Raw genomic sequence first — 15,389 nt, 5'->3', positions numbered from 1 at the left:
GGCGATGGCGGCCCGAAGGCCGCCATCGTTGGTGGGTACGGCGAGGTTATTGGTTCAGGGACTGGAAGATGCTCTGGTTGCCACAGGCATCGCCGTTTTCATAGTCAGTGTCCACAACGGTGTTGATCCAGTAGTTCAGGAGTTCCACCCCCTCGGTATGGGTCACGCTGCGGGCAATGGGTGGCATACGCCGCTGGGGATCGCTGTCGTCCGCCAGTCGGCAGGCAACAATCGAACTGTCGGCATCCCCGGGCACGACGATGTGCTGACGACCGCAGGAGCCTCCGCCGGTGGCCGTCGGTTTCTTGCAGATACCGTAACCAGCATCCACTGCCCGGTAGTGATCCAGGTAATAGCCGGTATTGGATGCGGCGCCCCGATCGTTATGGCAATGTTGGCAGTTCACCTCCAGATATGCCCGCAGACGGGCTTCAACATCGGCGTCGGAGCCGGCGGTTTCACCGCTGTCCCCGGGCAGGTTCCAGTGAGGCAGACGTTCGATGTTGGTGGCAACACCCCGCCCGTCAATCTGGAGGTCCGGTACGTTGGTGAGAATCCCCTGATCCTGCCAGTATTTGAGCTGGTTGACCCGGGGAAACCCACCCTGGCCCCGGGTGCCCATGAACGCCGATTCCGGCGCGTAGGCACGGTTCAGGTTCCGGGGTTTCGGGCCGATGGGGGCACTGCCGGATTCCACGTCATCGTTGCTGTGGCAGGTAATACACTGGTTGGCATTGGGAATGGCATAGGCATCGGTGCTTCCTGTGAGCAGCTGGCCCGTGGTCGGGTCCTGGTAATGCCAGCTCACTGCACGGGTCCCGCCACCGAGCGCGAGCTTTGCAACCGGATTGCCGTCACTGTCTTTTTCCCAGATGTAGGCCGGGCCATCCCAGAACGCTTTGCCACTCTCACTGACCCGCTTGATCAGCAGTCGGGTTTCCACCAGTTCCTCAGTACCCTGGCTCTCATCGGTAAAGGCAAAGGTTTTTGCGATCACCGTCCCGGTCGGGAAGTGAATGGTGCCGTTCATGTTGCTGCCGCCCTGGCCATCCATATAGACCGCCTTGGTACCCGGCGGCACGAACGCGACCCGGTACTTGGTGGCGTAGTCGGAAAACAGCTTGCTGTTGAGCACGAACGGAACGCCACCGTCATTGGGCATGCTGCGGGGATCCCGGGGATCAGCGAACAGATTGTACTGGTCCAGGGTCGGACAATTGACTGCCAGGGCCTCCCGGTTGATGCTGCCCGGCTTCACGCGTTTGCTGCACAGCCGGTTGATATACTCTTCGCTGGGAGCAGGATCGATGGTGCCGCTGGGTTCGAACGGCGGGATTTCCACGCGGGGCAGCGCTGGCAGGACTTTTCCGAAGCGCGCCTGACAGTCATGGACTGACTTGTCGGTGTCAGCCACCACGCCATCCAGCCCTGCCAGTACCGATTGCATGCCCTCAAGGGTGAGAATGCTCGCGTCCTGTTCGGCGGCGGCGAGAACCAGTTCCAGTCCCTCGGTCCCATGGAAGTTCATGTAGGCCTGGCTGTCCGTGGACAGGTCGTTGTCGTGGAAGCACGACCCCCACTGAGGCAACTTGCGCTTGCCGCCGGCATCGAACTTGTAGGCGTTGTAGTGACACGACGGATTCGGGTGCTCATTGGTATGGATGGGTTTACCGTTTTCGTCAGCGGGCACGGGATCACCGTTGGCGTCCACCGGGTAGGGGCAGTCCTCGTCCAGTTCGTCCAGCAACCCGTCCCAGACGATATGCGCGCCCTTGCCGGGGTTGTTGATGTTTTTCAGGCCGATCAGCGTGGGTAACACCGTTTCCACCTGGCCTTCGAGGAGCACTTTCTCGAAGTTGGGTGGGGGCAAATCGTAGCCGGAGTTGCGCATCACGTTGTTGTGAATATGCAGGCCTTCGGTGTAAGGATCCAGCTTCTTGTCCGAGGTCTTGCCCTTGCCGTCGATCAGCTCGTAGCTGGTGTAGATCACCGCAGCGGTACTGTGGTCCTCAAAGGTATTGTTGAAGACCTCGATGTTGTCGTAACCCAGGGTGATGAAGCCGGTACCCCGTGGTACGGCGGACACAAGGCCGCTGTGGGCAAAGTTGTAGGTGTTGTTGTTGCGCGCCACGTTGTTCAGCATCACCGAGGTATCGCCGTACTGGGTGATGTTCTCCAGGTCATAGATCAGGAAGCCGCCGGTGTTGCACTCGGCCACGTTGCTGTCGTATTCGCCGCCCTGGACATTCTCGATCTCGAAGCCCATGACGTTATACACCGCCCGGCTGTTGCGGATGATCGCGGTGTTGGTCTGGCCCACGTAGATGCCGGCGTCGGAGGCGCCTACGGATTCGGAGTTATCCACCAGGATGTTCTCCGATTCCACCGGGTAGATGCCGTAGCGACCACTGGCGGAACTGGGGATGTAATCCGGCGTTGGGTCGCCCTCGTTCAACGGCGGGTTGGTGCATTGCACGTTCAGCCTGGTGCTGAAGTTGTCGGCGGTGATGGGTGTGCCACCGCCGGACCAGATCGCCCGTACGTTCAGCAGGGTGCCCCATTTCACACCCTTGAGTTTGAAGGCATCGCCCGGGGAATCGGCAATGGTCAGATCACGCACGGTGATACCGCGAACGTTGAGGGCCTCCAGGCCGGTGACGTTGTCACTGTCGCGGAACGACAACACGGTTTTGTCCTTGCCACAGCCCTTGATCAGGACATCCTCGGTGGCCTGGATAAGCAGGCCATGGTTCAGTTCGAAGAAACCGCAGCTGAACTCCAGGGTGTCTCCCGGGCGCAGCTGGATCATGGCGCTCACCATCTCGTGAGTGGCCTCCGGTCCCGGTTCCACCCGGAACGTGCGCCCCTCACTGAAGCGTTCCACCTGGTTACCGGCGACGCTGCTATTGTCGCCAGCAGTGTCGTTTGCCGGTGTGGAGTCCGAGGAACCACCGCCACCGAAACATCCGGTGAGCAGGAATGTGGCAGCCATTGCCAGAGTGAGACCAAGGTGCCCGCGTTGCAGACGATTCTGGTTTTTGGGGAAAGTCATGGCTTTGCTCCTGTCCTTAAAGCGGGGCGTTTTCAATCCGCTCCCACATCCGCAGGTAGGCTTCGGCGGAGGTGAAAAGCTGGTTGATGGCATCGTCAATTTGATCCGGATCGGCGTCGCTGTTGCGGATCATGTCTTCGATCTGGTCCGGGTACAGGCCGTAATGGGCCACGCCGCGGCCGTCATAGAGGCTGAACGTCCGGTCACCGGTGCGCTGGACATCGAACCGGACCCGACCATCAACAGAGGTGAACGGATAAAGCGCGGCCTCATCTTCGGCGGTTCCGGGGTTGGCGGCCAGTTGAGCAATGCCGTTCACGTCCGAGGCGAAGCCGGCACCACCGAAGGGGCCAACCTTCTGTTCGTTGCTCCGGGGCCGGTTGCCATCCCGGGTGAGCTTGCGGACCCAGTCCTCGCGGGTGCCGCCGAAGGACGCGGTAATTCCGCCTTGTACTGCAATGCGGTCCCGCAGGGCCTCGGTTCCACCCCAGCCGCCATGGCTGTTGATCACCGGGTAATCCAGCGGTTGTGTGATTTCCAGAATCCGGGCTGCGGCCTTGCGGCTGATGTGATCGGTCTCGATCATCATCTTGCGACGCACCAGTTCCTTGATCAGGAAGTCGCCCAGATCACTGAGGCCGCGGCGGTTGCAGAGTTGATCGGTCCCCCGTCGCGGGTCCAGTGCTGCCAGTTCCTCGGGGGTTTCCGGGAAACGCTCGCCCAGATAGTCCATCTGGTACAACAGCTGGTCGATCAGGCCGAAAGGCTGGAGTGTGGCGTTCTGATCCGGCTCACCTCCGGTGTATTCAACACTTTCCGGGCATTGCTCGAACTCGACCGGATGGCCGGTCTCCAGCAGGTTGCCGGCGTAGAGGACCGGGCCGATGCCGATGCCGGTGGAGAGGTCGGGCAGGTGGCCCCCGAAGGCGTTGTCGAACTTGTGAACCGGGAAAATGTTGCGAACACCCAGCTGGTACAGCTGATCCAGCCGTTCGACGATATCTTCACGGGTGCATTCGGCTACCCCGAGGAATTCCCCGCACTTGAATACCTTGGACATCTCGATCCCTAGCACGACCGCCAGCTTGCCGTTGTCGATTACCGTGCGGGCCTCGCCCGGGCTGGTAACAATCCGGAACCAGCCTTCGCCCGGGCCACCATGCTGGGCATCAATGTAATCCTGCATCTCGTACATGCGCTGGATCTGCAGCAGGATCGATTCCATGGGATCGCAATCGTTCTTTTTCTGGGGGTTGATGCGGCAAAGAATCTCGTTGTGCACCAGGTGGTTCACCAGGATCTTCATGCCCGCCAGATGGGCCCGTTCCAGCCAACGGTAATAACTCTGGTGATGCTGCAGGGAGTTGTACCTCGGCCAGTCGTTGAAAGTGGGCCAGCCCTGGGTGTCGTGGGTGCCGATGCCAGTGGTGGCCAGCTCGACGAAACCGGTTGCCCCCCAGGGGCCGTGGACGGCTTCGCAGTCGTGGAGGGCGTGGATGACCCCGAAGCGATGGAAGGGCGCACCGTAGTTGACCCGTCCCCCGATAAATTCATAGGCGGAAATATGGGAATGGGTGTCGACGAATCCGAACACGTCGTCCTTGTCGATGCCCTGGACATTGCGGAAGCGGTCTACCTCTTTCAGGTAGGTGGCCGGTCCTTTCTCATCAAGGATGTCGGCGTTCAGTTCCGCTTCCGGGTAATTTTTGCAGCCCTGTGCTTCCCGCAAGGTAAAGAGGCCGGACTCATCGATCACTGAGGGTGAGGCCAGGGCCAGGCCATCTTCGGTGGTTTTCAGCATCAGCCCGGTCACATCGGAGGCCAGGGTAAAGGCCGGTTCCGGCCCCGGCCGCTGTAATTGCCAGACCGCCAGGTCACTGGGCGCATTGACCATGGCCAGTGCCGGATTGACGGTGGTGTCACCGATCTGGTCACCGGTGAACTCGAGGCTTTCGCCAATGGCTCTCAAGGCATCCCCGAGGGGTGCAACCGGATCCAGGATCAGGTTGGTCGTGTCGCCAAGGCCGGCGACCAGGTAGCTGATCTCTCCGATGAAAGTGCCGGTGTCGTCGAGAAACTCCCCGGCCGGATCGCTGATGCCAAGCAACTCAAAACTGCCTGCTTCGCCGGCAGTGCGATGGTAGTCCGACATTAACAGGTAGGCACCCAGACGCGTGGGCCGCAGCCGGAAACTGGTAGCCTGAGCCGAATCACGGGTGACCGAATACTGGCCGGATTGCGGATCGGCAAGCAGGTAATGCCCTTCGGCCTCCAGGGTGTAACAGCCGTTAGCGAAGGCGTAGCGGTCGAGTTCGGCAGCCTGCTTGAACGAGTCATTGTCGGGGGCGACGGCTGGAGTTTCGGGCGTTGTCGTGGATTCCCGGGCAGGACTTGTGGTCGAGCTATCGTCGGAGCCGCCACAGCCACTAACCAGCAGGGCACCGGCAAGTGCCAATGCCGTTCGGGTGGGCCATTGGTTGTTATACATGTGGACCTCTCTGTAAATCCTTTTGCCGGCTTTGGTCGGCAGATTGTTGTTATTGTCTGGCATGTTTCGTCGGCAGCGGTGGCTGCGAACCAAACGTGAGAGGTTGTAGCATATTGTGGGTAATGTGACGGGCATCACATCAGGCCATTTTTTGATCGGCCGGGTATTTGACGGATTTCGTTGACCACTTTGTGCCGGGTTGCTAGCCTTGCCACACTTTTTTCAGGTGTCCGTCGCAAAGCGCGACGGGTGAAACGGGAAATCGGTGAGCCTGGTTCGCCAGGGCAATTCCGATGCTGCCCCCGCAACGGTAAGCAGGAAAACGGCAATCGTATGCGCCACTGTGCTTCTGGCATGGGAAGGTGATTGTCCGGGAGCCGCCAGGGTTCCGCCTGCAAGCCCGGAGACCGGCCTGGAAAAACACCCGGAGTTGCGGTGGGCGGCTTGGGTGGGCGAATTCCGGTATCTCTACGCGCCTTCCGTCTCCGCCTGCCCCCTGCCTTTCCCGCAACCGAAACCTGATTCCCGTGCGGGTGCGCACGGTTTGCGGAGAAAGTCATATGTTGAAGTTCCCTTTTCCTGCCGTGATGGCCGGTGTGTCCCTCGCTGCATTGCCTCTGGCGGTTGCTGCCCAGTCCTCGGACGATAAGGCCCTTGATCCGATAGTAGTGACTGCCACACTGGGCCCGGACACCGTTGGTGAGAGCCTGTCGTCAGTGACCGTGATCGAGCAGGACGATATTGAGCGACAGCAACCCGAGGAATTCCGTGATCTACTCCGGGCACAGCCGGGCGTGAACGTTGTCTCCGATGGGAGTTATGGCAAGACTACCAGTGTTTTTCTGCGTGGCGCCGGAAGCTCCGGGACCGTCTTGCTGCTGGACGGTATTCGTCTGCGTTCTGCAACCGCAGGAATTCCTCCCTGGCAGTTCCTGCCGCCGGAGTTGATGGGCAAGGTCGAGGTGGTACGCGGTGCCAAGAGTTCTCTTTATGGCGCTGACGCCGTCGGTGGTGTTATCCAGGCTTTTACCCTGAAGCCCGAGGCTGGCCGACAGGGCTGGGCGGAGGTAACCGGCGGGTCCCACGATACCCTGGGAACGTCGGTTGGTGTCGCCGGCCGGGAGGGTAATTCCTCCATCCTCTCGGGAGGGCTGTACTCGGATACCGATGGCACTGAACTGCGGAAAGGTGGTGAGGACCGGGGCTTCCGCAATGCGGCCGGCCTGGCCAAAGTCGGCCATGACTTCGAGCAGGGCGGTGGTGTGGGTGTCACGGTGTTTCAGTCCCAGGGCAATACCGAATTCGAGGATGGCGACACCGACTTCATGATCCGGGCTGCCGGGCTCTATCTGGAAGCGGTGGCCAGCGATTACTGGCGGACCCGAATCCAGTTCTCGGAATCCCGTGACGAACAGGAAACCTTTGGCACTTACCCGAGTGTTTTCGACACCGTCTCCCGTTCAGCCCGCTGGGAAAATACCCTGACGGCCGGTGTCCATGAGCTTGTACTCGGCTCGGAGTTCATGGTCGATGAGGTGGACGGCAGCAGTCAGTTTGCCGAGGACAGTCGCACCAATGCCGCCGTTTTCGGCCAGGCCCGCCTCAATTTCGATGCCACCGATCTGATGTTCAGCATGCGGCTGGATGACAATGAAGCCTACGGCAAGGAAGAAACAGGCGGTATTGCCCTGGGCCACCAGTTCGATCGTTCCCACCGTCTGCGCCTCAGTTACGCTACTTCATTCAGGGCACCGACATTCAATGATCTTTACCTTGAAGTGCCTTCAGACTTCGGAAGTTACTTCGGTAATCCGGACCTCGATCCGGAGAAAGGCGAAATGGTGGAAGTCGGATTTTCCGGGCGGTATGAGACCTGGTTCTGGGATATGGCGGTTTACCAGAATGACGTGGAGGACCTGATCACCTATGTGTCCGATCCGGTTACCTACGATGGCACCATGGAGAACGTGGAAACCGCGAGAATTCGTGGTATCGAACTGTCTTCCGGATTCCAGACCACGGACTGGGATATCAACGCGGCAATCACTTACGCCGATACCGAGAACCGGGACACCGGCAAGCGCTTGCCCCGACGGGCCGAGAAGAATGTCCGGCTGGACGTCGACCGGCTGTTTGATGCGTGGTCGGTGGGGGCCAGCGTCATCGCCGAAAGCGATCGCTACAACGATGCCGGCAATACCACCTTGCTGGCCGGTTACGGCACCATGGATCTCCGGGCGGCGTGGGAGTTCCTGCCGGGATGGTCTGCCGGTCTGAAGGTGGCCAACGTGTTTGACCGTCGGTACGCCACCAGCCTCGGCTATGACAGCACAACCTTCGAGCCCTTTGAATACCTGGCGGCTGGTCGGACCTACATGGCATCTGTACGCTATGATTTCCGCCAATAACGGCCTGATGGAGGCAGCGTGACCTGGTGATGAGGGCAAACCGGTTATTGATCACAGTGGTAGCTGGTCTGGGACTGACGCTGACGGCGTCAGTGTCCGCCGCCGACCTTTGTGCAACCGATGCCCTCGATCGTCACGTCTGCCTGCCTGAGCCGGCCGAACGTGTCGTTTCCCTCTCTCCGGGCGCCACGGAACTGTTGTTCTCCGCCGGCGCCGGCGACTCGGTGGTCGCCGTCAGTGCCTGGAGCGATTACCCCGTGCCTGCGGCGGAGCTGCCGCAGGTGGGTGACAGCAACCGCCTTGATCTCGAAGCCATCGTCGGCCTGTCGCCGGATCTGGTGGTGGCCTGGACCGACGGCAATTCCCGGGCCCAGCTGGATCGCCTCGCGGATCTGGGTGTACCGGTCTTCTGGCTCGCTCCCAGGGAGTTTGAAGACATCGCCCGGGCCGTGGAAACCCTGGGCGGGCTGACTGGCCATACGCCGGTTGCCGAGCGCGCAGCGGCGGAGTTCCGGGAAGGTTTTTCCACGTTGCAGGCAACCTACCGGGATTCGGCTCCGGTGCGGGTGTTCTACCAGGTCTGGGACCAACCGCTGATGACCGTTAACGGCGACGAGCTGATCAGCAAGGCCATTGCCCTGTGTGGCGGTACCAATGTGTTTGCCGATCTGTCCAGGCTGGTACCCCGGATTTCCGTGGAAACGGTGCTGGCTGCCGACCCGGAAGTAATTATCACCGCCGGGCGCGGTGACTCCGATCGCGACTGGCTGGCAAGCTGGCAGAGCTATTCATCCGTTACTGCCGTGGCCCGCGATAATCTCTACCTTGTGTCCCCGTCGCTTCTGCAACGTCCCACCTTCCGCATGCTGGAAGGGGCCCGGGAACTGTGTGGCATCCTGGAGCAGGCCCGTGCCCGTCTCTGATATTTTCCGGCCACTGGCCATGTTGGCGCTGGTGGCGCTGGCAGCAATGCTGGTGTCAGTGAGCGTCGGCAGTGCCGATCTTGGCGTGGGGGATACCCTGTCGGTGCTGACCGGTGGCGGCAGTGAGCTGCACCGGACGCTGATTCTTGATCTCAGGCTGCCACGGACGCTCAGCGCCTTTGCCACCGGCGGACTGCTGGCGGTGGCCGGTGCCCTGATGCAGGTACTACTCCGGAACCCCCTGGCCGATCCGTACGTACTCGGCCTCTCCGGTGGCGCAGCCGTGGGAGCGTTGCTGGCGATGCTGGCCGGAGCAGCCGGATTCCTCATTTCCGGCTCCGCGTTTGCCGGCGCCATACTGGCAACCCTGCTGGTGTTCGGCCTGGCCCACGGCAGCGGCAGCTGGACACCATCACGGTTATTGCTCACCGGTGTAGTGGTGGCCGCCGGCTGGGGAGCGATGATTACCCTGATTCTGGCCATGTCACCGGCGAGCCGGTTGCCGGGGATGCTGTACTGGCTGATGGGGGATCTGTCCCACGCCGGCCAACCCTGGCCCGGCCTGGCGGTGCTGGTTCTGGTCTGCCTGCTGGTGTTTCCGCTGGGCCGAAGTCTCAATGTTCTGGCCCGTGGATCATTGCAGGCGGCGGCCCTGGGGGTGTCGGTCCGGTCGCTGGAGTGGCTGATCTATCTGGTTGCCAGCCTGCTGACCGCCACCGCCGTGACCATGGCCGGCGCGGTCGGCTTTGTCGGGTTGGTGGTGCCGCACATGCTCCGGCTGGTGCTGGGTAATGACCAGCGGATGATATTGCCGGCCTGTGCGCTGGCTGGCGGCACATTGTTGGTGTTGGCGGATACCCTCGCCAGGGTGGTGATTGCCCCGGAACAATTGCCGGTGGGTGTGATCACCGCCCTGATTGGTGTGCCCACCTTCCTGTACCTGCTGTACCGGAGCCGATAATGACCACGCTGACCACAGACAACCTCATCATCGATATCCCCGGACGCGCCCCGGGATCTCCCCTGAATCTGGAAGTGCAGCCCGGTCAGGTCTGGGGCGTGCTTGGTCCCAACGGCGCGGGCAAAACAACCCTGTTACACACGCTGGCGGGACTGCGAACTGCCCGCCGTGGCAGGGTGCTGCTGGATGACCGCGCACTGGCGTCGTTGAAACGAAAAACCGTATCGCAGCAGCTGGGACTGGTGTTCCAGGACCGTCAGGACGGTTTCCCGGCGACGGTACTGGAAACGGCCCTGATCGGCCGTCACCCGTGGCTGTCTTCCTGGCAGATGGAAACCGGCCAGGACATCGCGATTGCCGAGCGGGCACTGCAGGCACTGGATGTCGGGCACCTCCGGGACCGGCTGGTCAGTACCCTGTCTGGTGGCGAGCGCCAGCGGGTGGCCATTGCCACCCTGATGACCCAGGCGCCCGATATCTGGCTGCTGGACGAGCCGAGTAACCATCTGGATCTGCATCACCAGGTAGCGGTGATGCGCCTGCTTGCCGGCCAGGCTGAAGCAGGCCGGTCGGTGTTCATGTGCCTGCACGATGTCAATCTGGCCGCCCGCTGGTGCGATCACTTGTTGCTGTTGTATCCCGAGGGCGAAGCGTGTTGGGGGCCTTCAGAAAACATGCTGGTTCCAGCCGCGCTGGAACAACTCTATGGCCAGAAGCTGGTGACTGTTGAAGTTGATGGCGCGCCGGTTTTTGTGCCTGCCAGATAACCTCTCTGCTCGTGTCTTAATCTCAGCCGCCGGGAACTTTGTAATCCTGTCCGTTGGGCCTATATTCAGAGAGTAAGGTGCATGGTAGGAATACCGATGCCAGGGACCGGGAAGGGGATACATCATGAATGGTAATTTACGCAATTTTTCTGGATTTATACTGGTGGTGACCGTCGTTGCCGTCATGGTTGCTGGAAATCATGCGGTAGCAGCAACGGCTGAAGATCTGAACCGGGATGCCCGGCAGGCTTTGGAGAAGCTTACCAGTACAAACACTCTCGCCGAGACGCTTTCCGCAGAAGCCAGGGCAATCCTTGTTTTCCCCAATATTGTCAAAGCTGGCCTGGTCTTCGGTGGCAGCTATGGTGAGGGCGTTCTGATGAAGGACTCGGAGGTGGTTGACTACTACAACTCGGTGGCCGGGACCTTCGGGTTTCAGGCAGGTGCCCAATCCTACGCCTATGTCATGTTTCTGATGACCGATGAGGCTGTCAGCTACCTTGAAACATCCAAGGGCTGGGAAGTTGGTGTCGGACCCACCGTTGTTCTCGTTGATGAAGGCGTGGCAAAAAACCTGTCTACGTCGTCCCTCAAGGACGATGCCTATGCTTTTATTTTCAGTCAGCAGGGGTTAATGGCTGGAGTCAGCATTGAGGGTACGAAGATTTCCCGCATCCAGCGATGAATCATTTGCCCCCAGGTAGTGGTTTGTTCCGTCAAGCCAGGCCCCGGGGGCGGTGATGAACTGCGTTCCAGGTCCGGATTGTCTGCGGCCAGGATATAACGATTGTCGTCCTAACCATGAGTACTATAAAGATTCCGTCATTCTCGGGGTTCCATGACCAGGCATTGATGCGCAAGGGTGGTGAACAGGCCCTGCAGGCACTGTTGCCTAAACTACCGGAGCCTGGAGTGCTGGAGGCAACCGGAGACGATCGTTACCTGTCCGAAGTGACGCGGTGTGTGTTCAAGGCCGGCTTTGTCTGGCGGGTCATCGAGAACAAATGGCCGGACTTTGAAGCGGCGTTTCACGGCTTTGTGCCGGCCTACTGGCAGCAGGTGCCGCCGGAAGTGCTGGAGGAACTGGCGGCCGATGAGCGCATCGTGCGCAACATGCAGAAAATCCGGACCGTCCCGGAGAATGCAAGGATGATCATGGACGCCGCGCGGGATCACGGCAGCTTCGGCAACTTCCTGGCGCAATGGCCCCAGGACGATCAGGTCGGTCTGCTCATGTGGTTCAAGCGCAACGGTGCCCGTCTGGGTGGTAATACCGCCCAGTACTTTCTCCGACGGGTTGGCTGGGACGGTTTCATTCTGTCCAGGGACGTGGTCACGACACTGACCCGGGCTGGCATCCTGGACGCCTCGGCAACCAGCAGGAAAGGCTTGAGGCAGGTACAGCAGGCGTTCAATCAGTGGCATCGGGAGACCGGTCTGCCGGTGAGTCACCTGTCCCGAATCGTGTCCTTTACAGTAGACAATTGAGCTTGCCTGAGAGGTACCTGGCCGTTTTCTGTCAGTCCATCCAGAGTCCGGGCCTTTTCGTTGTGAACTGGCGGACCTTCGCTGGCGGGCTGCAATCCGGTGCCATCTGATCAGGTCCGAGCAGCAGCCATCGTTCACGGTGGGCAACGCCCAACTCCCTGCTGCCTTCCAGCGTAAAGCACTCCAGGTCAAGATTGTCGGCGGTCAGTAGGTAACGGTTGTCGCCTTCGCTCATCCATTTCCAGGCATTGCGCTCTTCTTCACGCAGCCCGCTGAAGTAGCTGAAATGCACGAAATCCAGTTTGGAGAACAGGATGAACTGTTCCCGGAAGTCGATCATGCCGAGCTGGGCGTCAGTGGGAAGCTGCTGCTCGGCGGCAGCCAGGATATTGCGCGGAGTACGCAGGGGCTCAAGAATCCGGTAGCCCCAGGTGCTCAGCAGCAGCCAGGTGACCATCATTGCCACGAACAGGCGCCCCAGCGCCCGGGCGCGCCAGAATCCGAACAGGCTGACCAGCCAGACCAGCCCGATAGTAAATACCAGCGTGCCGGCTTCGTGTAGACGCGCTGGGTCGCGGCTGTAGTCACTGACCTTTTCCACCAGCCTTGGGTGGTCGTTCCAGGCCAATACACCAACCGTGATCAGGGCCAGAGCCAGAATCAAATGTACACCGGTCAGTAACGGTGGGAACCAGCCAGCGGGCCGTTGCGTGCTTAGCAGGGGCGCCAGACTCAGTGCGAGCATGGGCAGAGCCGGTAGCAGATACACGCCCCGTTTGCCCGGGCTCAGGCTGAAGAACACAATCACCAATGCAACCCAGATCAACAGTACCGGAATGATCGGGCGGTGCCGGAAGCTGTCGGTCAAGGGCCGCCACAGCGCCAGCAACAACAATGGCAGGGGGAACCAGAGTGACGGTATCACGCTGGTGAGGTAGTAATACCAGGGCTGGAGATGCCCCCAGGAATCGGCGTAGCGCTCCCCGGTCTGCTTGAACAGGATGTTGTTCCGGTAGGCCAGCGCTTCGTCGGTGCCCAGTGCATTGACGTACAACACCATCGGAACCAGCCAGGCGGCAACAACCGCGAGCATTGCCAGCGGGCCAAGCGCACTGCGCCAGGTCAGCGTGTCGGCAAACAGATTCCGGTCACGGAATTTTATTGCTGCAATGGGAATAAGCATCAGCGCTGGCAGGAATCCGACGCCCTTGGTGATAATCCCCAGGCCCATGAAGGCCCAGGCCGTGAAATACCAGCCCCAGGAAGGGCCGGTAAAAAAGTGCCGGAGCAGGCCATAGCAGGCCACCATTATCCAGCAGGCGACCATGGCATCGATCTGCGCCTTCTGGGCCTGGAGCAGGAACTGGAGCGCAAGTAACACCAGCATGACAGCGACGGCGCCGGTACGTTGGTTCCAGAGGCGGGTGCCGATATCAAAGACCAGCCCCAGGGTGAGCAGGCTGCATAGGGCGTTGGGCAAGAGAAAGGCGACTTTCAGGTTGCCGCTGAGCCAGTAGAACAGGGCAATGCTCCACATGAAAACCGGTGGCTTGTCCGGGTAGAACTCGCCACCGCGCATGGGGATGAGCCACTGGCCCGAAGCCACCATCTCCCGGGCAACTTCGGCGAAGCGGGGTTCGTCGGCGGGCCAGGGCGAACGGAGGCCGATGCCGGTGAAAATCATGACTGCCGCGAAGCCCAACAGCAAAAGCAGTAGCCGGTTTCGGGGCAGATCGAACAGAAATGCCGGAAGGTGACGGACAAACGGTGATGCGGGCATGGTGCGTTCTCAGGACTGATCGGAAACGGAATTGGTGAGGGTGCGTGCCCTGTGGTTATGGTAGAGGAGTGCGCCAATCAACGAGGCAAGGATGAACAGCACGACACTCAGTAACAGTTGGTATTGGTCGGCACTGCCAATGCCGGCACCGGCCAGGGCGAACACCAGCATTTGCGGGATGTAACCAAGGGTGCTGCCAACCAGAAAGGGCGCAAAGCGGATACCGGAACAACCGGCAACGAGGTTGGTTACCAGGTTGCTCCCCACCGGCAACAACCGGACCATCAGTACTTTCATGAGGGTCTGGTCGCGGAATAGCTGGTCAAACTGACGCATGCGATGTCCAAAGCGGCGTGTCAGGGATTCGCGCAGCAGCCATCGGGCAGTGAAGAAACAGCCAGCCGCTCCGATCGCGGTTGCCAGGGACGATAAAATGGTGCCGTTGATGCCGCCCATGGCAAAGCCGAGCACAAACGCCAGCAGCTGGCGGGGCGCCCCGATTCCGGTAAATGCTGCACCAGCCAGGGTGACGACCAGAAAGCCGGTTATTCCGTGGTTGCGGAGATAACTGGCGACCTGGTTCTCGTTGGCCAGGAAGTCCAGCCAGCCGTAATGGATCGCCAGATAACTGACCAGTGCAAGCGCGGCAAAAAACAGCCATCGCGCCTGGTTGGGCATATCAGAGGCTCTCCGCGGTGGAAGCGACCGTATCAGCATCAGCAACCTGCGAAATGGCAGGCACCCTGGTTCGGTGCAGCAGCCACATCACTCCCAGCAGATCGAGAATGCCGGCCCAGGCCCGATTCCAGGCATTGTATTTCGAGGTGCCGGCCATGCGGGGGCGATGATGGACCTCTACGACCGCGATCTCGCCACCGATCCCTCTAACCAGCGCTGGTATGAATCGATGGCCATGGTCAAACCAGGGCAGCCGGAGGAAGGTCTCCCGCGGGAACAGTTTGAGACCGCACCCGGTGTCCGGCACGCCATCATGCAGCAGGGCATCGCGAACGCGGTTGGCCAGTTGCGACTGGACGCGTTTCCAGGCGGTATCCTTGCGGTTTTTCCGGTAGCCGGCGATGCAGAAGTCGGGGTTCTTGATGGTATTCACCTTCTGGAGCAGCGCTGGAATATCGGCGGGATCGTTCTGACCATCGCCGTCCATGGTGGCGATGAGTGTGCCCCTGGACCGGCGGATGCCGGTGGCCAGTGCACCGCTTTGACCAATGCTTTGATCGTGCCGAACCGTAACGAGTCGACCACCGACCGACCGTGCGCTCCGCAACGCGATATTCAGAGTCTGATCGCTGCTGCCATCATCCACCAGTACCACTTCAAAATCCGGGTAGTCGCGCATGACCCGGAAAATTTCAGTGATCAGTGCGGCTATATTGTCTTGTTCATCCTTGGCGGGAATGACCAGTGACAGTGTTCTTTCCTGACCCATACAGAGTTTTCCCTTCGGCAGACAGAGCAGCAACAGGGCCGTCTATCCAACCCTGTTATTTCAGAGCCGGATTAT

The 15,389-nt window shown here is 60.4% G+C and carries 11 protein-coding genes and 1 riboswitch; of the genes, 6 read left to right on the top strand and 5 right to left on the bottom strand.

Features of this window, described 5'->3' with window-relative positions; translation table 11 throughout:
* Positions 1-46: 46 nt before the first annotated feature.
* Together ACQUTG_RS11640 and ACQUTG_RS11635 are read right to left on the bottom strand one after the other, a co-directional pair.
* On the bottom strand, positions 47-3,052 hold the full coding sequence (locus ACQUTG_RS11640; protein ID WP_428919554.1) for a parallel beta-helix domain-containing protein: 3,006 nt from the start codon (positions 3,050-3,052) through the stop codon (positions 47-49).
* 16 nt (positions 3,053-3,068) lie between these two features.
* On the bottom strand, positions 3,069-5,540 hold the full coding sequence (locus tag ACQUTG_RS11635) for a hypothetical protein (protein ID WP_428919553.1): 2,472 nt from the start codon (positions 5,538-5,540) through the stop codon (positions 3,069-3,071).
* Positions 5,541-5,747: 207 nt separating this feature from the next.
* A riboswitch (cobalamin riboswitch) is annotated at positions 5,748-5,970 on the top strand.
* Between the two features lie 130 nt (positions 5,971-6,100).
* On the opposite strand from ACQUTG_RS11635, the gene ACQUTG_RS11630 reads away from it, so the two are divergent.
* The 6 genes from ACQUTG_RS11630 (at position 6,101) to ACQUTG_RS11605 (ending at position 12,087) form a co-directional block, all read left to right on the top strand.
* Positions 6,101-7,948 carry a TonB-dependent receptor plug domain-containing protein gene (locus tag ACQUTG_RS11630; RefSeq protein WP_428919552.1) on the top strand — a complete coding sequence of 616 codons (1,848 nt, stop codon included), beginning with the start codon at positions 6,101-6,103 and terminating at the stop codon, positions 7,946-7,948.
* Positions 7,949-7,977: 29 nt separating this feature from the next.
* On the top strand, positions 7,978-8,871 hold the full coding sequence (locus ACQUTG_RS11625; RefSeq protein WP_428919850.1) for a cobalamin-binding protein: 894 nt from the start codon (positions 7,978-7,980) through the stop codon (positions 8,869-8,871).
* Between the two features lie 19 nt (positions 8,872-8,890).
* Positions 8,891-9,832, top strand: coding sequence for a FecCD family ABC transporter permease (locus ACQUTG_RS11620; protein ID WP_428919849.1), 942 nt, complete (start codon positions 8,891-8,893; stop codon positions 9,830-9,832).
* A complete protein-coding gene (locus tag ACQUTG_RS11615; RefSeq protein WP_428919551.1) occupies positions 9,832-10,599 on the top strand; it encodes an ABC transporter ATP-binding protein in 768 nt (255 codons plus the stop codon). Before ACQUTG_RS11620 ends, ACQUTG_RS11615 begins: the two co-directional genes overlap by 1 nt.
* A 184-nt stretch (positions 10,600-10,783) precedes the next feature.
* On the top strand, positions 10,784-11,284 hold the full coding sequence (locus ACQUTG_RS11610) for a YSC84-related protein (protein WP_428919848.1): 501 nt from the start codon (positions 10,784-10,786) through the stop codon (positions 11,282-11,284).
* A 116-nt stretch (positions 11,285-11,400) separates the two neighbouring features.
* Positions 11,401-12,087, top strand: a complete 687-nt coding sequence (locus ACQUTG_RS11605; RefSeq protein WP_428919550.1) for a DNA-3-methyladenine glycosylase I — start codon at positions 11,401-11,403, stop codon at positions 12,085-12,087.
* Between the two features lie 31 nt (positions 12,088-12,118).
* Here ACQUTG_RS11605 and ACQUTG_RS11600 read toward each other — a convergent pair whose 3' ends face one another.
* The 3 genes from ACQUTG_RS11600 to ACQUTG_RS11590 are packed head-to-tail and all read right to left on the bottom strand — an operon-like array spanning position 12,119 to position 15,314.
* On the bottom strand, positions 12,119-13,867 hold the full coding sequence (locus ACQUTG_RS11600; RefSeq protein WP_428919549.1) for an ArnT family glycosyltransferase: 1,749 nt from the start codon (positions 13,865-13,867) through the stop codon (positions 12,119-12,121).
* A gap of 9 nt (positions 13,868-13,876) precedes the next feature.
* Positions 13,877-14,545 carry a TVP38/TMEM64 family protein gene (locus ACQUTG_RS11595; protein ID WP_428919548.1) on the bottom strand — a complete coding sequence of 223 codons (669 nt, stop codon included), beginning with the start codon at positions 14,543-14,545 and terminating at the stop codon, positions 13,877-13,879.
* Between the two features lies 1 nt (position 14,546).
* The gene (locus ACQUTG_RS11590) at positions 14,547-15,314 is read right to left on the bottom strand and encodes a glycosyltransferase family 2 protein (protein ID WP_428919547.1); all 768 of its coding nucleotides are present in this window, start codon (positions 15,312-15,314) and stop codon (positions 14,547-14,549) included.
* Positions 15,315-15,389 lie beyond the last annotated feature (75 nt).

This window comes from Marinobacter sp. DUT-1, assembly GCF_050379415.1.
In the GTDB taxonomy this organism is placed as follows: Bacteria; Pseudomonadota; Gammaproteobacteria; order Pseudomonadales; family Oleiphilaceae; genus Marinobacter.
The sequence above is the reverse complement of the archived record's forward strand: the minus strand, read 5'-3'. Positions and strand labels throughout refer to the sequence as shown.